Genomic DNA, 19,426 nt, shown 5'->3' with positions numbered 1-19,426 from the left:
AAATCTGTAACGCAAAAACTGAAATCGGAATCCGATTACTGCAAATTGTCATGAATTTAGGTGACTTGTGTGCAACCCAAAGTGAAGTGACTGCACGTCATGTAGATTTTGGGGCAATCTAAAACACGCTTTCGGTAACTCATTGCGAATTAGTTTGCTCGCAAGTTTGATCAGCACTAACGCCGTTTACCGCGAGCCGTCAGGTTTCGAAAGCGGCTGAACCCGAAGCCTATTAAAGTTCTCGAAGGTGAGTACTCACAATGACAAACCGCAGCGGCAAGTGCTTTCTCGCCGCTTTTCAATACGGAGCCCAATCACGGTCGCTTCGAAGCCCTTTGCTTTCTTATCTTAAACCATGGAGCAGGTTCAGAAGCCTCAACGAAAGGCAAAAGGCGAATTGGTTGACGTTCGAGATGATCTGTAATTATCGGGTAAGCATCAATTGCCTTTTGCATAAGACCCAACCTGGCGATTTGCGTATAACGCATTTCGCCTTCCGTGCGTCCAAGATGGCCCGTAATATCCTCGATAGTTGAAATCTCCACGCCTTGTTGTTTCAACGTGTTGCTAAAGCCATGACGGAACGCATGGATGGTGCGCGCCCATAGTTGTGCTGCAACTTCCCTCTCCGCTTTCATCAACGGAACGAAGGTTTTATAGAACCGGTCACCCGGATTGGCTTTCGATGAGGGAGACATCAATTCAGGAAATAAACTTGAGTGATTCAATTCTTTGAGACGATACACATAGTCGATGAAGCCAAGGCGCAAAAGCTCCTCAGGGACAGGTACGGATCGTGCTGACCGCAGATTTTTTACACCCCGAATAGAGTTGGCTCGGATTTTTATAGCCCAGATGCCATCTTCCTTCACGATGTCTGCAACAGCCCAACCCGCTGCTTCAGCTCTGCGTAATCCCAGATATGTGATTAACATCGGAGCGAAGTAGAGTGATGAGTGATAAACTTCGTCACCCTTTATCCGCATCAGATTAGGAAGCGGGCCTGCACATCCAGTAAAAACAGGAAGTTGAAAGATAGGCGCGATCTGTTCCGGCTCCGGTTTATCTGTCAGAGCGCGAACAGTTGCAGAAGATCGCTTCTTCGGTTTGATACCTTTGAATGTGAAAGCGCGTAATGAATAGCCGGATGCGACTATGTGGTTTAGGAACTGCTCAAGGTTGCCCAGATGACGTCGGATAGTTCCGCTCGATAGGCCAACCTTTGGCGCAGGCTGGTGGTTACGTTCCGCGAGTGTGACCGCCCGTTGTGTTGCCTCGCTAATTGCAGCGTTGTCATCGCGACGTAGCGGTTACTGCTTCCCCATCGGGTTAATATGTTGTTGAAATACTGGCGTAAGGCAGCGAGGTGTGTCTGATCGATGCCGCTGCTGGTTAGAACGTGGTGTTCTGTTAGAATACCACTGAAAATACAAACAATCGTCCTGACGTCTTTTGCTGTGTCTTCATTCCAATTCTCCCTATTATTGGCGATAAGCAGCTCACATTGTTTCATGAACTGCCTCACGGGGAGATCGATGCCGGGCAGCGCAGAGATTGCTGGAGCAATCACAGGCACTGGTTCGGTGAGTGGCACCTGCTGTGAGTGTGAGTGTGAGATAGGATGTGGCTTCTCAGGGACGTCAGCAACGGTCACTGATGGCAGCGCCTCGACAACGTTCGGCTCAACTTGTTCAGTAGGAAACTCGATTAGGTATCGCTCTTGCGTATTCAGGAGCACATCAGCGCGGGCTTTGAAAGCCTCGGCTTTAGCCTTTTCCAAGTTCAATATGGAATACGCCAATCCGTGCTCCTCCATGAGAGCCCGGATTTCTGTGCTGAAGCGCGAACTTTCAGCGTCAACGCGTTCCTGATGATAGGTTGTGACAATCCCCTGACGGAGACTGTTAGGCACATTTAATTGTTCGAGATAGCGAGCACCCTTACAACTCTTACTTTCGAACAGAACATGTCGAGTGCCGAATTTTTCAATTAACCTGTATGCCCAGCCCACTTCCAGATCAACGCTCATATTATCAATGTGATGAAAGCCCGCCTCCGTGCGTTGTCCCGCGAACTGAAGGTTTTCCATATGAGCGTTCATCCGTGTAATTTCGGACTGGAACAATTTTTCAAGAGCTTCTTTCGAAATTAATGCACTTCGTGGGCTTTCTGTGATTTCAAATTGCATCAAATCGAGCTTGCGGACCATATAGCTTTCCTGCCGATGAGTTGATTGTTTGAGACTGAAAGCAAGTTGACGCGAACCAATATTGCGTACCAATTGTGTGGGGAGACGCGGACGCTAATAGAAAATATTTCCGTGCCGCCGAAGATATTGAAACTGATGTCTGACTGGCATGTCATATCCATCATCTGGAGCGGACACGGAACCGATTTTTAGAGAATCGGCATGTGTCATAGCTCTGTGCCACAGTTAAGTGCACATCCGGCGAATATAAGAAAACTGAAGAATTCCACCTAAGCGGAAAGATAAGCAGAATCAATAAGCCTTTGATTTTGATCGCTATTCATGGCTGGGGCGCCTGGATTCGAACCAGGGGATGCCGGTACCAAAAACCGGTGCCTTACCGCTTGGCTACGCCCCAACAAGTCAGATCGATATCATCGATTGGGCGGGCTTATAGCCGCTCCCTGCACTAAGTGCAATCGCCTATTGCCGAAATCTGGCAAGCTTTACAAGGGCTGGGGATAAAGAATTTCCACAATGAGCGACGGACAGCTCAAATCAACCAAGCGCAAGGGATTTGCCTTCCCCTGCAAAGCTGGTACTCCGGGGATAGAGTCATTTTTTATTGGTTGTCGCAATGATTTTGCTGCTGGTTTCCTTTCTTGCAAGCGCCATTCTTTGTGGCGTTGGTCTTTACGTTCTCTCTGCGCTCCTGCCAGCAGGTTTTCTTGCTGCAAAGTTCAATGCACGCTCAAACCATAGCGTAGCCGCCCGGCAACTCGGCGGCCTCGCTCTCATACCCGCAATACTCATTTCGCTCTTAATGTTCGGCACAGATCTCGGACTGACCCTTGATCTGGTCCTCAGTCTCTGCATTGCCTGCTTGTTGCTCTGGGTTATTGGCGGACTGGATGATCGTTTTGAACTTTCCGTCACCACACGCTTTGGCTCGCAATTCGTGGCCTCGTGTATTGTGGCCTATGGGTTCGGACCCGATTTCCGCCTATTGCCCGAGCTCCTACCCCACTGGATTGAAATCGCACTGATTGTGATCACGCTTGTGGCCGCCATCAATGTCACAAATTTCATGGACGGTCTCGATTGCATGACTGTTGCAGGCATCGGCGTGCCAATGGCTGGGATTGCGCTGCTTGCAGCGTTTCAGCTTGCAGGCGTTGAAAGTGGCACAATTGCCGCCATCATAGCAGGCGGACTTCTCGGCTTTGCTTTTTACAACCGTCCGCCCGCAAGTGTTTTTCTCGGTGACTCCGGCAGCTTCCCGCTGGGTCTTCTTGCAGGAACCACTCTTCTGCTTCTGGCGCGAGAGACCCATATCGTCGTGGCGCTCATCCTGCCACTCTATTACGTGCTTGATGCCGGAACGACGATCATCCTGCGCGGACTGGCAGGCGAAAATATCCTGAAAGCGCATTCAAAACACGCCTATCAAGTCGCCAAACGGGCCGGCTGGAGCGTGATGAAGGTGGTTAACCACGTCGCACTGCTCAATATCGTTCTGATAGCCTGTGCCGCAGCGATCATGATTTTTGACCATAGAATTTCGCAGATCATCTTTCTGCTTATCGCTGTGGTCGCGGTTTTGTTGCTGCTTCTCGACTTTCGTGGGCGCTTCAGGAAGTTATAACGTCAAAGAGGACCTTACGGACTGCATTGACATCTTCAGTTTCCATTGAAGTCCGAAGGGTATCGAGGCTTTTAGGAACATCCACAGCAACCTTCTGACCCTTTGGTGCACGCATGATTTTTGGGTGGCGTGTGGGCTGCGCCTGAGAAGGATCGTAGAAGAGTTCTTCGAACATCTTCTCACCTTCGCGAATTCCCGTTACCTCGATCGCAATATCACCATCGGGGTGCTCTGCGGTGCGGACTGTCAGCCCCGCAAGCAGAACCATGTTTTCGGCCAAATCCCTAACCTTGACCGGGTCACCCATTTCGAGAAGCACCGTATCGCCAGATTTGGCAATCGCGCCTGACTGGACGATCAGTTCGGCTGCTTCCTTGATCGACATGAAGTAACGCGTCATGTCTTCATGAGTGAGGGTAATCGGCCCACCATTGGCGATCTGCTCGCGGAAAAGCGGAACCACTGAACCGTTAGAGCCCAGAACATTGCCGAAGCGAACGGAATAGAACGACTTATGTTGGCCCGCCTTTTCAGCGAGTGTGCCGTAGTAATAGACGACAAGTTCAGCCCAGCGCTTTGTCGCGCCCATCACATTCGTTGGCCTGACGGCCTTGTCAGATGAAATCAGCACCATCCGTTCGACATCGGTCGCAAGAGCTGCCGCTGCAACGTTCAGAGTTCCAAACACGTTGTTGCTGATACCGACCAGCGGATTTTGCTCAACAAGCGGTACATGCTTATAGGCCGCACAATGATAGACCGTATCAACGGCATGCGCGCGAATAGCTTTTTCGACGCAATGCTGGCTCGCCACACTGCCAAGAACCGGAATGACGACACAAGGCGCAATCTGGCGTAGCTGCCGCTCGATCTGATAAAGTGCAAATTCGCTGGATTCAAAAAGTACGATGCAGCTGGGATTCCACTGCGCAATCGTTCGGCAAAGCTGGCTGCCGATCGACCCACCAGCGCCCGTAACCATGATACGCCGTCCTTCAACGACTTCGCGAAGGAGATTGGCGTCTGGCGGCACAGGCGAACGCCCCAGCAAGTCATCAATTTCGACATTGCGCAAGGCACTGACGAGGTATTTGCCAGCAGTCAAATCCGCGATTGGAGGCAGAATGCGTGTACTGACCGGCAGACGGCCAAGTAAACGTGCCAACTCCTGCCTCTGCTTTTGATCCAGCTCCGGCTCGGAAATAACCACCTGCCGAATTCCGAAATTTTCGATCAGGTGCGGAATCTGAGGCACATCGTAGACGCGGAGTCCGATAATATCCATTCCGCTGAGCTTGCCTGTCGGGTCCACGAAACCGATCACATGCGTATCGCTATGGCTTCTCAGCGCGGTCGCCAGCTGACGGCCCGGTTCACCCACACCAATAATCAATGCAGTACTTGAATAGACCTTGCTGGTTTCCGCACTGCGCAGCAGCCATTTTGCGCCAAAACGGCTCGCAGAAATGAGAACCGTGCTCAAAAGCCAATAAAGAAGGGGAACAGACCGAGGCAAACCAGCCCCGCCATAGGATTCCATCAGAAAGACCAGCGCCACCCAGAAAAGTGCTGCAATGGCCGTTGCCTGAAAAATCGGCCATATGGCCCGCTCGGCGAGATAACGAATAATCGCCCGATAAAGCCCAAAACGAACAAAAACCGGAATCGCAAGAGCAGGCGCAATAGCGATCAGGAAAATCTGCGTCTGCGTCGGGACAAAAACAAACCCAAGACGCATCACAAAGGCGAGATAGGCACTGAGCAATAACAATAGACAATCGCTGAGCAGAAGTATGATCTGCTTACCGATACGTGGCAATAAAGCCAGTCTCTGCCAGGGATATCTGAAACTCATATGAATATATCCTGCCCCCTCATGGCGAGAAAACGAATAATTGCCGATGAGGATTCGGCCAAACTCAACTCTTTTTAGTCAGCGATATCAGTCATCTAAGTTAGATGACCAACAACGAAATCAGTCCAATAGTGGCACCGTTAGCACGAGTCACACCACTGAGCCATATCAATTGAGATTGCAGGCGCTCACAAAGCCATGCTCACTCCCCCTAATTCTATGTTGTTATTAGAGTTTTCTCTTATTTGCCATCTAATCTTCTCATCAACCGCCTCCAACTTTAGGTCAATCAAAATTGGTAGCACGAACTTTAATTCCATAAAGATATAAACATTCCTTTATATGATATTGACAAGGAGCGTAGCTTCCGTCAGATTGAAGCTTGTTATGGTTCTTCCGTCAGCCTTTCCGACGGAAGCTAAGAGGGAAACCGGTGCGCTGGCGTATGCCCCGGAAAAGTCGACAGGCTTTTCAGACGGGATTGTACGCGAGGATATAAAAATCGAGCAAAACCGGTGCTGCCCCCGCAACTGTAAGCGGCGAGCTGAAATCCATCATGCCACTGGAATGAAAGTTCCGGGAAGGCGGATCGAAGTGCTGACCCGTGAGCCAGGAGACCTGCCATGACAAAATAACGTCCACGGGCGGGGTGTCCCGGAGTGTCGCAGGGCTGGCTGTATTGCAACAGCCTTTTCGCGCACGTCTGTAAACCCGCGCCCCAATCTATATCGGGGTATATATAGCCATGTCACAAACCACCATCGCCACCGCCACGCTTGGCGTTCCGCGCATTGGCCGTCATCGCGAACTGAAGTTTGCACTCGAAGCGTTCTGGTCAGGCAAGTCGTCTGAAGCCGAGCTGCTTACCATTGCCAGCGCCCTGCGTGCTGCCAATTGGGCAGAACAGCGCGATCACGGCATTACGAAAATCCCATCCAACGACTTTTCCCTTTACGATCATGTGCTCGACACGGCTGTGATGGTTGGCGCGATCCCTGTCCGCTATAACTGGTCAGGTGGCGACGTATCGCTCCAGACCTATTTTGCCATGGCCCGCGGTAGTGAAGGCAAATCGAACAGTGATTGCGGTTGCGGCAACCGTGAACCTGGGCATGAACCTGGGCATGAACATGCACATGGTGTGACCGCGCTTGAAATGACCAAGTGGTTCGACACCAATTATCACTATATGGTGCCAGAACTCACTGATGATCAGGAGTTCAGGCTTGCCGCCCGCAAACCGGTCGAACATTTCCTTGAAGCCAAAGCTTTGGGTATCCACACACGTCCGGTTATTCTTGGCCCGGTTACATTTCTGAAGCTGGCGAAATCCACCGCTGAAGGCTTCAATCCTGTAGCCCTGTTGCCAAAGCTGCTGCCTGTTTATGAAGAGCTGCTGCGTGAACTGGCAAATGCTGGCGCCGACTGGGTGCAGATTGACGAGCCCGCGCTGGTTCTCGATCTCATCCCCAATGAACAGGCCGCTTTTGAACTCGCTTACCAGCGTCTTGTGGCTGCATCCGACGCGAAAATCCTGCTTGCTAGCTATTTCGGTGAACTGGGCAGCAATCTCGACACCGCATTGGCTTTGCCTGTCGCCGGTCTTCACGTCGATATGGTGCGTGGCGCAAATCAGCTCAGTGAGGTTGCAGCAAAAGCACGCCCCGATCAGCATCTGTCGCTCGGTGTGATTGATGGCCGCAATATCTGGCGCGCCGATCTCAATGCAATCATCGACCGCATTCAGCCTATCGTTGAACAGCGCGGGCTGGAACGCATTGAAATTGCACCATCCTGCTCGCTCCTGCATGTGCCTATCGATCTCGAACTGGAAACCGGTCTTGATGCAGAACTTAAAACCTGGCTTGCTTTTGCCGCGCAGAAGATCAGTGAGATTGCCATCCTTGGCCGTGCGCTTTCATCTGGCAAAAGCACTGTTCTTGCAGAGCTGAAAGCCGCAAGTGAGGCAATCGCAGCCCGTCGCACATCGCCAAAGGTACACAATCCGGCCGTTGAAGAGCGCGTAGCCGCAATCACCGAGGCTCAAAAGAAGCGCAATAGCGTGTTCACCGAACGGCGCACAATTCAAAGCGACAAGCTCGGCCTGCCCGCTTTCCCCACCACGACAATTGGCTCTTTCCCACAGACCCCTGAAGTGCGCAAAGCACGCGCAGCGGTCAACAAGGGTGAGATCAGCAACGCGCAGTACGAAAGCTTCATTCAGCGCGAAACTGAAGCCGCCATTCGCTGGCAGGAAGAAATCGGCCTCGATGTGCTGGTGCATGGCGAGTTTGAGCGCAACGACATGGTGCAGTATTTCGGCGAGCAGCTTTCGGGCTTTGCTTTCACAAAATACGCCTGGGTGCAGAGCTACGGATCGCGCTATGTCCGCCCTCCGATCATTTTCGGTGACGTTTCCCGTCCTGAGCCGATGACGGTTGCCTGGTGGAAATACGCACAATCGCTGACGGAAAAGCCAATGAAAGGCATGTTGACCGGACCGGTCACAATCCTCAACTGGTCGTTCGTTCGCGATGATATTCCACGTGCTGCAACTTGCCGTCAGATCGCACTCGCCATCCGCGACGAAGTGAGCGATCTGGAAGGTGCTGGTGCAACCATGATCCAGATCGACGAGGCCGCCTTGCGTGAGGGCTTGCCGCTCCGTCGCGCTGACTGGTCGACCTATCTCGATTGGGCTGTCGAAAGCTTCCGTCTCTGTTCAAGCGGCGTGGCCGACCAGACGCAGATACACACCCATATGTGCTATTCGGAGTTCAATGACATCATTGATGCCATTGCTCATATGGATGCCGACGTGATTTCGATTGAAACCTCACGCTCACGCATGGAGCTGCTCGATGCGTTCAAGTCGTTCAAATATCCGAACGACATCGGGCCGGGCGTTTATGACATCCACTCACCACGCGTGCCGGAAGTCAGTGAAATGACAGACCTGCTGGAGCTTGCCCGCAAGCAGCTTTCCGATGGACAGCTTTGGGTCAATCCCGATTGCGGCCTGAAAACCCGCAAATGGGACGAAGTCCGCCCTGCTCTTGTCAACATGGTCGCAGCGGCTAAAGCGCTACGCGCCGAACTGGCCTAAGCATGAAAGCCCATGCCGGATTACCGGCATGGGCCAGAGCAGTTCCAATTGGGAACCGCTCTATCTTTTCATAACGCATCATCCGACGCAAAAGGCTCACGCACTTTTGCTGGAAATGCTAGCCTCCATTCACTAGCGCCAGAACAAGCTGCTGGACATTGCCGCCGGAACCCATTTCGACACGGTCGAAATCACGGCCTTGCTGGCGCTGGATATTGACCAGTGCCGTAATGCGGTTGATCAGCTCCCTGCGCATTTTCTGACACTTCGGGTCATTGGGGATCGAAAGGCCGACCGTCGTGCGAACGATTTCGCGCGTCATGTCCTTGGCTGTATCTCCATGCACAAGCTCATGTTTGTAGATACCATCATAAAACCTGTCCCAGTTTTCCTTAACTGGAGAGGGTAGCTTCTGTGACGGCTTTGGCAGCGTATAAGTGATTTTCAGCTTTGGCTTGGCAGAAACAATTGTGCAACCATTGTTGGAAGTATCGAACTTGCGATCCCAGGTCAGCACGTAGGTCGTATGGGCAATGACACGCGCCACGCCAATCCTCGGACCTTTCTGCCCGATCGATTGATAAAGCTCAGGACCCGTCCGGCCTGTAACTGCATAGGGCTTTATTTCCTCAACGGCTTTCCAGTCATCTTCTGCACGAGCCTGACCAGACAACAAAACTCCAAAGACAACCGACAAGACAAGTATGCGCACGACGACTCCAACCCAAAAACAGTATTGTGCGAACGCTACAATATGATTGCGACGGACAGAAGCCTTTTCACCGCACTGCATATTTCGCGTCGCACATCAGAATAAAATTTCCTGATCATCATCTTCATGAGAAAGTTTGACTATATCTTCATATTTTCGTAGATACGAAGACATGAACACGACTAACCCAATCGACCACGGCGTAAAAACCCACCTCGCGGCCGACGAGGCAAGTGAATTCCTCAAGGCAATCGCCAACAATCACCGGCTCATGATCCTCTGCCGGCTGCATGGTGGTGAGAAGTCGGTGGGGCAACTTGCCGAACTGATCGGCTTGCGTGCCTCCACTGTCTCGCAGCATCTGGCATTGTTGCGGCGCGACGGCATCATTGCCGGGCGACGCGACGGGCAGACGATCTGGTATCGTGTTGAAAGCGATATAGCACGGCAGGTGATGGCGGTGATTTGCACACATTTTCAGGTGCCGGTCGACTAAACCGGCATCCGGCACAATTATCACAGCAACTTTGAAGAAGTGCAGACATGACCGACCAGACTATCGCCAGACGCAATATTTTCGTTCTGACTGCGGCACAGGCTCTGGGTGCAGCAAGCCCGCCGATTATCATTTCGCTGGGCGGATTGGTCGGGCAGCAGCTTTCTTCTGATCCAGCGCTGGTCACACTTCCTGTCAGCCTTTTCAACCTCGGCCTGGCGCTTGGAACTCTGCCTGCGGCTTTGATCATGCGATCCTTCGGACGCCGCAACGGCTATCTGCTGGGTGCATGTTTTGGCATGTCAGCCGGTCTGGTGGCGACTTTCGGCATCTTCACCGCCTCCTTTGTCATCTTCTGTATCGGTACGTTCATAGCGGGCTTTTATGCTGCTTACGTGCAAAGCTATCGCTTTGCTGCAACCGACGCTGCAACCGGACCACTCAGAGCACGCGCTATTTCCTGGGTTATGGTCGGTGGCCTGATCGCAGCCATCATCGGACCGCAGCTCGTCATCTGGACACGTGATGCTCTGCCCGATACACCCTATGCGGGCAGCTTCCTGAGCCAGGCGGTTCTCGCCCTGATGGCAATCCCCGTCTTGATGCTCTTGCGCTCGCCCAAAGCCGCAAGATCTGCCAATGCCGGAAGCAATGGACGCCCCCTCAAGGAGATATTGCTAAACCCGCGTTACATGCTGGCGGTAGCTTCTGGTGTTGTCTCCTACGGCCTGATGACATTCGTGATGACCGCAGCACCAATTGCTATGGTTGGCCATGGCCACTCGGTTAATCACGCAGCATTGGGCATTCAGTGGCACGTGTTGGCAATGTTTGGTCCAAGCTTCTTCACCGGCATGCTCATCACCCGTTTCGGGAAAGAGCGTGTGACCGCCGTCGGCCTCCTGATCATTGCGCTTTCAGCGATCGTTGCTCTGTCCGGCCTTGATCTTACCCATTTCTGGATGTCGCTCATCCTGCTTGGTATCGGCTGGAACTTCGGCTTCATTGGCGCAACAGCTATGGTCGCCGAATGCCATACGCCCGAAGAACGCGGCAAGGCGCAGGGTGCCAATGACTTTCTAGTCTTCGGCACGGTTGCCTGTGCATCCTTCTTTGCCGGTTCACTGCTGCATTCATCCGGCTGGGAAACCATCAACTGGCTGATCTTCCCAGCCGTTGCCCTCATCCTTGTACCGCTGGTCTGGCAGTCAGCCCGAAAGCAGAAAGCTCAAAGTGTAGCTTAACAAGAAAGGAAAGCCCGCCCCGATTGCTCGGAGCGGGCTTTTTCTTTTTCAACAAGCATCTTGCACCAAAGTTCATTGCGTAAAGCTCGCTGGACCTTGGTTAAGCCCGCGTAGCACCTGAACTTTATCAAGGCGCGATGCGGTGGCATCTTAGAGCATGTCTCCCAAAAGTGGGACCCGGTTTTGGGATAAAGACATGCTCAAAAACAAATACTTAAAGCGTTTCCTCTGGTTAAGAGAAAATTGAAAACGCTCCAGCGCCTTGGTATTATTGTTCGATCGTACGGTTCCAGCGGTTGTTCAGCTGCTGACGACCTTCATTAACGGCGTCCCAATCAAGCGTCTTTGCGGTTTCCATGTAACCACGGAAAGCATCGAGCTTGGCCTGCGCTTCAGGCGATCCGGCCTTGGCCTTCTGGTTCGAGGGGATCACGTTGCCATGATCAAGCGCCTTGCTCTGAGCATCAGCCGAAAGCAGATAATGCGCCAGCTTCTGGCTCAGTTCTGGTTCGCTGTTGCCAGCCAGCACGCATTCGGTCACAGCGAGAACGACCGAGCCTTCTTTCGGCTGCGCATATTCAACCGGAATGCCCTTATCTTTCAGGTTGTTGACTCCGGTTGGGGTCAGCGGGAAAATCGCTGCTTCACCGGTCTGAACCATTTCTGAAATCTTTGCCGATGACGGGATGAATTCCAGAACATTCTTGCCGATCAGGTCCGGGAACTTCTCGAAGCCCGGCTCGAGGTTCTTGTCGTCGCCACCCTGAATGCGGTTAAACATCAGGAATGCATGAAGACCGAAGGTCGAAGCGGAAGCTGACTGGAACACAACGGCCTTGTTGTATTTCTCGTCGGCGAAATCCATCCATGAGGTTGGGGCGGCCCACCCCTTTTCATCGAACAGCTTCTTGTTATAGGCGATGCCGGTCATGCCCATATCGACGCCGATTGCCATATCATCCTTGAGGCGTGCTGCTGGCTGAATATCGGCCAGAACCGGATCATCAGAGATTTTCTGGCACAGGCCTGCATTGATTGCGCGGACCATCACACCATCATCGAGCAGCATGACGTGCATCTGCGGATTGTCTTTCTGCGCGGTCGCCTTGGCGAGAATATCGGCAGAAGTACCCGGCACGACAACGACCTTCACATCATTGGCTTTCTCAAATTCCGGCAGCACGTTTTCGGTATAAGCGCGCTCCATATTGCCACCATTCATGCCAATATAAAGCGTCTTTGTCTGAGCGGACGCACCTGAAACGAAAGCCGCCGACAGGCCAAGCGCCAGTGCGGACATTGCAGTCATGTGTTGCTTTTTCATGCTAGTTCCCTTTGTGATTTGAGGTTGGATGGTTAAATCGATTGATCGAGAAAGCCTCGATCGGTGTTTCTGTCTCGCCCTTGACGGCCAGATCGCACAGCACAGCGCCGACGGCAGGCCCGGTCTGAAAACCGGCACCGTTAAAGCCGAAGCCATGAAAGAGATTTTTGACGCGGCCACTTGGCCCGATCACCGGATTATCGTCCGGCATCTCCGCTTCCGTCCCGGACCAGAAGCGGATGACCTGCGCATGCTGGAGATGCGGAAAAAGCTCGATGGCACGCAGCATCACGGATGACGCGGCATTGACTGAAGGACGTGAAAAATCCGGGTTTTCAAGTGGCGTTGCACGTCCCCCGCCCATCACATAATTGCCACGCGTGACCTGACGACCATAGAAACCGCCGCCTTCTTCGCCGAGGCTCATCGGCAGGCGTAAAGGCATTGGCTCTGTCACCACCATCGAGGGATAAATCCGCTTCAATGGAACCGGTTCGCCAAAGGAGGCTGCAAAGCGATCAGACCAGGCACCCGCGCAATTGAAGACCATGCTTGCGCGAATTTCGATGCCGTCACCCGCCAGCGCCACGAAACCATTACCTGTTGTCTGCACTTCGTGGACAGGCGTATTTTCCAGTACCGTTGCACCCAGAGCCTTTGCAGCGCGCGCAAAGGCAGGCGAAACAAGACGCGGATTTGCGTGACCATCTTCCGCACAAAGCGACGCGCCAGCCACATCACCCGTCAGCCATGGAAAGCGCTCTTTCACGGCGTTACCGCCGATCAGTTCCAGCTCAAGTCCTAGCGGCCTGACCCGTTGTGCGTAGGCTTCAAGAGACGCAAAGCTCTCTGGTGTGCGTGCAAGTTTCAGATGACCGCTGCGAACATACTCGCCGTCAATGCCAATAAGTTCCGGCAGGCGCGCCCAGAGATCAAACGAACGTTGCGACAAAGCGATTTGCTCAGGTTCGCGACCCTGCCTGCGCACGCCACCATAATTGACGCCGCTTGCCTGCGCACCACAGAAGCCTTTGTCGAGAAGGATGACCGACAACCCGGCCTTGCGCATGAAAAGTGCCGCTGAGCCGCCAACAATTCCACCGCCGATAATCAGTGCATCGGCCTGAAGGCGCTTTGTCATGAACGCACCTCCTGACGTGGTTTTGTACCAAAGCCAAGCGGGATCGGCTTGACCGGCGCCTGCGCACGAATACGGCCAGCTTCTGACGGAGACTTATTCTGCATTGCAGCCAGAAGTTCGGCCGCCGCAGCCGAGCACATACGGCCCTGACAACGGCCCATACCCACACGGCTCAACGCTTTCAGTCGATTGATCTCGCTTGTCTTACCATCGCGGATGATTGCGCACGCTTCGCTGAGCTTTATCTCCTCGCAACGGCAAAGCGTTACATCCTGCCCAACCGTTTCAAACCAGTCGTGCGGAAATGGAAATGCCTTCTCAAGGATCAAACGCTGGCGATAGATTGCATCAAGCTCACCGTGAAGACGGCGTTCGAACGTGGTGTCGGTCACGCCACCAATATCCCGGATCATGGCAATCGCCGCCAGCTGTCCACGAATTTCCGCCGCATCTGCGCCTGCAATACCTGCACCATCGCCCGCAACATAAACACCGGCCTGACTGGTCCGCCCAAGTGTATCCGCGACAGGAAGCCAGGAACGGTCACGATCTTCAAAGCCAAATTCACAACCCGCAAGGTCAGCAAGCTGGGTCTCAGGACGCAATGCAAAGCCATAGGCCAGCGCATCGCATTCAATTTCCCGGCTGCGGCCAGCCTTTTGATAACGAATGCCCTCGACGTGTCCCTCACCCAACACCTGTTCAGGTCGCACATTGTAATGGACCGGCACGCCACCAAGCATCAGGCGCAAGCCATAATAAGCACCAAGCACCACAATGCGCGGCGCGTGTAGGGCGAGATGTGCAAGGTGAAACTTCGAACTAAAGGGTGCTGTATCCAGAACTGCCGCAACCTTCGCACCCGCATGATGGTATTGCCATGCAACGAGATAAAGCAGCGGCCCCGACCCCATGAAAACGACACGTTCGCCGATTGTGCAGCCCTGTGCTTTCAGCGCCGTTTGCGAGGCACCAAGCGTATAGACACCCGGCTTGGTCCAGCCTGAAAACGGCAAGACACGATCTGTAGCCCCCGTCGCAAGCAACAAATGGCTGAAGGGGAGTTGCGTATGCGCCCCGGCCGACATCAGATCAAGGCTGCTGCCATTGTCGCGTGAAATGTTCCAGACCAGCGTTTCCGGACGGTAATCAACTGCGTCGCGCAAATGATCGAACGCCTTATGCAGCGCCTCAGCCTTATGCGCTTCCGAACCATAACGCGCCTTGTAGCTACGACCATCATCGAAAGGCGGACGACGATAAATCTGCCCACCAGCGCGCATGCCCTCATCAAGCACAATCGGACGATGACCAGCTTTCACCAGCATTTCTGCGGCACGAATACCCGCTGGGCCAGCCCCAACAATGACAGGCGCGAGAGCCGCACTCATGTCACCGGCTCCGTCACAAATTCCATGCCTTCTTCAAGCAGCGTTGTGCAGGCGCGCAGGCGTTTGCCTTCCACCGTCATGACATGACAATCCTGACACGCACCAATGAGGCAGAAGCCCGCACGCGGCTCGCCGGTAAATTCTGTATGACGCACTTTTCCCTGCACCGAGAGAATAGCCGTCAGCACCGTGTCTCCCCGGCGGCCCTCAAAGGGGACGCCATCGAGTTGAAAGCCAACCGGCTGTTCATTGAGACGATACCGCCTGCGGAACTGAGCCGTTAAAGGCGAAACTGAAACCGCCATGATATGAGCGCCCCTATCAGCCCTTGCCCACGAGTACGCGGTCGAGACCAAACAGGCGGTCGATAATCACCATGGTTACAGTCGCAACGAGGATCATCAGCGCCGAAACCGCAGCCATCATCGGATCGATGGATTCGCTTGCATACATATACATGCGCACCGGCAGCGTGACGGTTGATGGCGAAGTAACGAAGATCGACATGGTGAGTTCGTCGAACGAGTTGATGAAGGCAAGCAACCAGCCTCCAGACAATCCCGGCAGCAAAAGTGGCAGCGTAACGCGGCGGAACACTGTCCATTCACCAGCACCCAAGGTGCGTGCAGCATTTTCCGCATTGCGGTCCATACCGCTCAGCGATGCCAGGATCAGACGCAGCGCATAAGGTGTGACGACAATCACGTGAGTTGCAACCAGCCAGGCAAACGAGCCGGTCAGGCCCATCAGCGAGAACAGGCGCAGAAACGCGACGCCCAGCACCAGATGCGGGATGATCAGTGGCGAGAGAAACAATGCATTGAGCGCGTCACGACCCCGAAACTTGTACTGAGCGATTGCAAGACCGGAAGGAACAGCAAGCAGCGTTGAAATCGTCGCCGAGAAAATTGCAAGTTTCAGCGAGTTTGAGAACGAGGTCATGAAATCATTATGCGCGAAGACCGCCTTGAACCAGCGCAGCGACAAGCCGTTCCATGGCATGGACAGCGTGTTTTCCGGTGTGAACGCCACGAGGCAGACCACAACCATCGGCGCCAGCATGAAGATGACGACCAGCGTGTGAAAGAAGAGTGCGAAAGGACCGTTCTTTGTCATGGCGGTTACCCCAGCTTCTTTCTCGCTTGCCCTTCAAGCATGCGATTATAAGCAATCATGATGATAAGATTGGCGAGGAGAACGATGATCGCGATGGCAGCACCGAGCGGCCAGTTGAGCTCAATCAGGAACTCATCATAGACAACCGTTGCCGCCATTTTGAGACGGCGACCACCCAACAGGCCAGGGATTGCGAACGAGCTTGCAGACAGTGCAAAGACGATCAGGCTACCCGACAAAATGCCGAGAACGGCTTGCGGGAACACCACACGGCGCAGTGCCGCGAAACGTGATGCGCCCAGCGTAAGGGCTGCAGCCTCAACCGTTGGATCAAGCTTTTGCAGCACCGTCCATACCGGGATCACCATGAAAGGCAGCATGATATGCACAAGACCAATCACGATCGCCGTTTCCGTGTAAAGGATCTGTGCTGCCGGCAGGCCCAGCAATTCTAGCGTGCTGTTGACGAGGCCGTTGCGGCCCAAAAGCATACTCCAGCCGAATGTGCGCACGACGACCGAAACCAGCAGTGGGCCGATGATAACCAGCAGGAAGATCGAGCGCCACGGCGCGCGCATGTTTGAAAGAATATAGGCTTCCGGCACACCAATAATAATGGCAATGACCGTGGTAATCAGCGCAAGCCGCAATGTGCGCCAGAAGATGTTCAGGTAATAAGGGTCCTGAAGCACCTGCGTATAATTGGCGATGGTGTAAATGTCCTGAACGCCCTTGTCGTAGCTATAGCTATTGAAAGACAGCATGACCGTCAGCGCCAGCGGCAAAAGCACCAGCGCAAAGAACAAAAGGGTGGAAGGTCCGGTCAGGAATAACGGCAAATAATTCCGCCGCTCTTTTGTTTCACCGGGCGTTGTCTGCGAAACGGCACTCATGATCAGTTCGCTCCTGCATTCAGGATGCGGCAATCTTCATGGTTCCAGGCAAGGCCAACCGTTGTGCCTTCCGCAGGAGGTGGATTGCCCAGATTTGGCAAAGCCACGGAAAGCTGGCCCGCCCTGGTCGATACACCGAGCAGCCACTGGCTGCCCATGAAGTATCGCGTCGTCACCTCGCCACTGATCTGGCCTTCGCCTTCACCAACGAGATGGACCTTTTCCGGGCGAATAAACACCGAAACTTCGCCCGAAACGCTCTGATCGGCTGACGGAAAGCGAATGTCGGTTTCGGCAACCGAGACAGTTTCACCATTGGCCAGCGCCTTCAGGAAGTTCGACTTGCCAACAAAGTTGGAAATAAAGTGGTTATGCGGATGCTCATAGAGTTTGTACGGCGCATCAACCTGCGTGATCACGCCTTTTTCCATGACAACAATGCGGTCGCTGATCGACAGCGCTTCGGCCTGATCATGTGTCACCATGATGGTTGTAATGCCGACCGTGCGCTGAATGCGGCGCAGTTCAAACTGCATTTCCTCACGCAGCTGCGCATCAAGGTTGGACAGAGGTTCAACGAGCAACAACACCGGCGGGTTGATGACCAGCGCACGGGCAATTGCCACGCGCTGACGCTGACCGCCCGACATTTCGCGTGGATAGCGTTCGGCCAGTGCGCTCAGGCGAACCAGTTCCAGCACATCGCGTACACGTTTTTCGCGTTCCGACTTTGGCACTTTTCGCATTTCCAGACCGAAGCTGACATTCTGTGCAACCGTCATATGTGGAAACAGCGCGTAGCTCTGAAACACCACACCCAGTTCGCGCTTGGCAGGGGCCAGTCGCGTGATGTCGCGCGCGTCGAGTGTAATCGCTCCCGATGACGGCGGTACAAGACCGGCAATCATCTGCAATGTTGTGGTTTTGCCGCAGCCTGACGGGCCGAGAAGTGAAATGAACTCTCCCTTTTCAATCTCCAGATTGAAGTTATCAACGGCTGCGAACTTGCCGTAGTAACGGGAAATATTGGAAAGGGTCAAAAAGCTCATTGCGTCTCCCTCTCGGCAAGACTTCCGCCAGTCAAAGTGGGGGACCGGAAGCGCCGCGATGTTGGTTCACGTCGCCTCTTCATAGGACTGGCTGAGGGGAGCGGCTTGATCGCGCATTTGCGCGCTTATCAGACTTGGTTTCTGAACGCGTGACCTCCGACCGCTTGTGCAGTCGCAGCGTTCCCCAGGTCTGAAGCAAATACCGCCGATCCGCTCGGCATCCATTCAATGCCTTGCCTGACCTTCCCATTGGCGACGATTTCAAATGGCAGAAAATTTTGAGCGATTACAAATTATAATTTTCAATTTCGGAATAAATTATATATTTCTTTCATAATACAGAATTTGGAAGCAATTTTATGGATGATATATCAGAGAATACGAAATCTGGTGCCTCGCTTAACTCAAGTCTGGTGAAGGCAATCCATATTTTGAAAGGTCTGGCAGCAAGCACGGAAGACGGTGTCCGCCTCATTGATCTGGCGCGCGATCTCGAATTGAGCCAGCCTTCGGCCCATCGTTTGTTGAAGACGCTGATTGCCGAGGACCTTGTCGAGCAGCTTCCCGACAAGAAAGCCTATCGCCTGTCGCTGGACTTCTTCGCCATGGCAGCACAGGCCCGTCAGCGTGATGGCATTCTGAGCCTCGCGCGCCCGTCGCTCTTACGGCTTTCAACGACGTTCAACGATACGGTCTTCTTGCTGGTGCGCAGCAATTTCGATGCGGTCTGTCTTGATCGTGTGGAAGGTCCGTTTCCGATCCGCTCCTTTACCGGCGACATTGGCGGTAAAGTTCCGCTCGGCATCGGTCAGGGCAGCCTTGCCATCCTCGCTTTCCTGCCAGAAGAAGAGCGCGAGGCGATCATACGTTTCAACATGCCGCGTATTCTCGACAAGGCTACTGTCGATGAGGTGGACCTGCGCATCATGATCGAGGACGTGCGCCGCACCGGTGCCGCTACCTATAATTTCAACATGATCGACGGTATGTCCGGTCTGGGCGTTCCTGTACTGAATCGCAGCGGTGAAGCTGTCGCAGCACTCAGTATCGGCACACTGGCCTCACGATTAACAGAAAAACGTCAGCACACGATTACCGAACTTCTGCGCAAGGAAGCGGCCATTATTACCGAGAAACTCAACCCTTTTGATCCCACTCTGCGCCATCCGAGCCAGGCACTCGTGAAATAATCGAAAGCTTTAACAGGATTCGACGCAATAGCCTTACCTTGTCCACAGCAGCCCCCGAAATTGGAGATTGACTCCC

At 53.6% G+C, this 19,426-nt stretch carries 16 protein-coding genes, 1 tRNA gene and 1 riboswitch; of the genes, 5 read left to right on the top strand and 12 right to left on the bottom strand.

Annotated features, from left to right (window positions below; translation table 11 throughout):
- Positions 1-314: 314 nt before the first annotated feature.
- From CEV32_RS22210 to CEV32_RS22200, 3 genes are all read right to left on the bottom strand, one after another.
- Positions 315-935, bottom strand: a complete 621-nt coding sequence (locus tag CEV32_RS22210; RefSeq protein WP_235818873.1) for a tyrosine-type recombinase/integrase — start codon at positions 933-935, stop codon at positions 315-317.
- Positions 936-1,162: 227 nt separating this feature from the next.
- Positions 1,163-2,209: a hypothetical protein gene (locus CEV32_RS22205; protein WP_094579300.1), complete on the bottom strand. Its 1,047-nt coding sequence runs from the start codon at positions 2,207-2,209 to the stop codon at positions 1,163-1,165.
- A 322-nt stretch (positions 2,210-2,531) separates the two neighbouring features.
- Positions 2,532-2,606 (bottom strand) — tRNA-Gln (locus tag CEV32_RS22200).
- 219 nt (positions 2,607-2,825) lie between these two features.
- Here CEV32_RS22200 and CEV32_RS22195 point away from each other — a divergent pair.
- Positions 2,826-3,833 carry an MraY family glycosyltransferase gene (locus CEV32_RS22195; RefSeq protein WP_094579500.1) on the top strand — a complete coding sequence of 336 codons (1,008 nt, stop codon included), beginning with the start codon at positions 2,826-2,828 and terminating at the stop codon, positions 3,831-3,833.
- Here the strand turns inward: CEV32_RS22195 and CEV32_RS22190 are convergent.
- Positions 3,820-5,688 (bottom strand): polysaccharide biosynthesis protein, encoded by a 1,869-nt coding sequence (locus CEV32_RS22190; protein ID WP_094579299.1) that lies wholly within the window; start codon positions 5,686-5,688, stop codon positions 3,820-3,822. The genes CEV32_RS22195 and CEV32_RS22190 overlap by 14 nt on opposite strands.
- Positions 5,689-6,059: 371 nt before the next feature.
- A riboswitch (cobalamin riboswitch) is annotated at positions 6,060-6,328 on the top strand.
- Between the two features lie 105 nt (positions 6,329-6,433).
- Between CEV32_RS22190 and metE the strand changes: the two genes are divergently transcribed.
- Positions 6,434-8,794, top strand: coding sequence for a 5-methyltetrahydropteroyltriglutamate--homocysteine S-methyltransferase (gene metE / locus CEV32_RS22185; RefSeq protein ID WP_094579298.1), 2,361 nt, complete (start codon positions 6,434-6,436; stop codon positions 8,792-8,794).
- Positions 8,795-8,912: 118 nt separating this feature from the next.
- Here metE and CEV32_RS22180 read toward each other — a convergent pair whose 3' ends face one another.
- Positions 8,913-9,506, bottom strand: coding sequence for a DUF922 domain-containing Zn-dependent protease (locus CEV32_RS22180; RefSeq protein WP_374883045.1), 594 nt, complete (start codon positions 9,504-9,506; stop codon positions 8,913-8,915).
- A 172-nt stretch (positions 9,507-9,678) separates the two neighbouring features.
- Here CEV32_RS22180 and CEV32_RS22175 point away from each other — a divergent pair, with 172 nt between their 5' ends.
- Entirely contained in the window at positions 9,679-10,002 is a 324-nt protein-coding gene (locus tag CEV32_RS22175) for an ArsR/SmtB family transcription factor (protein ID WP_094579296.1), read from the top strand.
- A 47-nt stretch (positions 10,003-10,049) separates the two neighbouring features.
- A complete protein-coding gene (locus CEV32_RS22170; RefSeq protein ID WP_094579295.1) occupies positions 10,050-11,246 on the top strand; it encodes an MFS transporter in 1,197 nt (398 codons plus the stop codon).
- 268 nt (positions 11,247-11,514) lie between these two features.
- Here the strand turns inward: CEV32_RS22170 and CEV32_RS22165 are convergent, their stop codons facing one another.
- The 7 genes from CEV32_RS22165 to CEV32_RS22135 are packed head-to-tail and all read right to left on the bottom strand — an operon-like array spanning position 11,515 to position 18,160.
- Positions 11,515-12,570 (bottom strand): ABC transporter substrate-binding protein, encoded by a 1,056-nt coding sequence (locus CEV32_RS22165; RefSeq protein ID WP_235818863.1) that lies wholly within the window; start codon positions 12,568-12,570, stop codon positions 11,515-11,517.
- A 1-nt stretch (position 12,571) separates the two neighbouring features.
- Complete coding sequence (locus CEV32_RS22160; protein WP_094579294.1) at positions 12,572-13,711, bottom strand: NAD(P)/FAD-dependent oxidoreductase; 1,140 nt, start codon at positions 13,709-13,711, stop codon at positions 12,572-12,574.
- The gene (locus CEV32_RS22155) at positions 13,708-15,102 is read right to left on the bottom strand and encodes an FAD/NAD(P)-dependent oxidoreductase (RefSeq protein WP_094579293.1); all 1,395 of its coding nucleotides are present in this window, start codon (positions 15,100-15,102) and stop codon (positions 13,708-13,710) included. Before CEV32_RS22155 ends, CEV32_RS22160 begins: the two co-directional genes overlap by 4 nt.
- Positions 15,099-15,407 (bottom strand): (2Fe-2S)-binding protein, encoded by a 309-nt coding sequence (locus CEV32_RS22150; protein ID WP_094579292.1) that lies wholly within the window; start codon positions 15,405-15,407, stop codon positions 15,099-15,101. The genes CEV32_RS22155 and CEV32_RS22150 overlap by 4 nt, the downstream gene beginning before the upstream one ends.
- A 16-nt stretch (positions 15,408-15,423) precedes the next feature.
- Positions 15,424-16,218 carry an ABC transporter permease gene (locus CEV32_RS22145; RefSeq protein ID WP_094579291.1) on the bottom strand — a complete coding sequence of 265 codons (795 nt, stop codon included), beginning with the start codon at positions 16,216-16,218 and terminating at the stop codon, positions 15,424-15,426.
- A gap of 5 nt (positions 16,219-16,223) precedes the next feature.
- Positions 16,224-17,111: an ABC transporter permease gene (locus tag CEV32_RS22140; protein ID WP_094579290.1), complete on the bottom strand. Its 888-nt coding sequence runs from the start codon at positions 17,109-17,111 to the stop codon at positions 16,224-16,226.
- A 2-nt stretch (positions 17,112-17,113) separates the two neighbouring features.
- Positions 17,114-18,160 (bottom strand): ABC transporter ATP-binding protein, encoded by a 1,047-nt coding sequence (locus CEV32_RS22135; RefSeq protein WP_094579289.1) that lies wholly within the window; start codon positions 18,158-18,160, stop codon positions 17,114-17,116.
- Between the two features lie 359 nt (positions 18,161-18,519).
- Here CEV32_RS22135 and CEV32_RS22130 point away from each other — a divergent pair, with 359 nt between their 5' ends.
- Complete coding sequence (locus CEV32_RS22130; protein WP_094579288.1) at positions 18,520-19,350, top strand: IclR family transcriptional regulator; 831 nt, start codon at positions 18,520-18,522, stop codon at positions 19,348-19,350.
- Positions 19,351-19,426 lie beyond the last annotated feature (76 nt).

Source organism: Brucella rhizosphaerae (assembly GCF_002252475.1).
GTDB lineage: Bacteria > Pseudomonadota > Alphaproteobacteria > Rhizobiales > Rhizobiaceae > Brucella > Brucella rhizosphaerae.
Note: the sequence above shows the minus strand (reverse complement) of the source record. Positions and strands in the feature narration are given on the sequence as shown.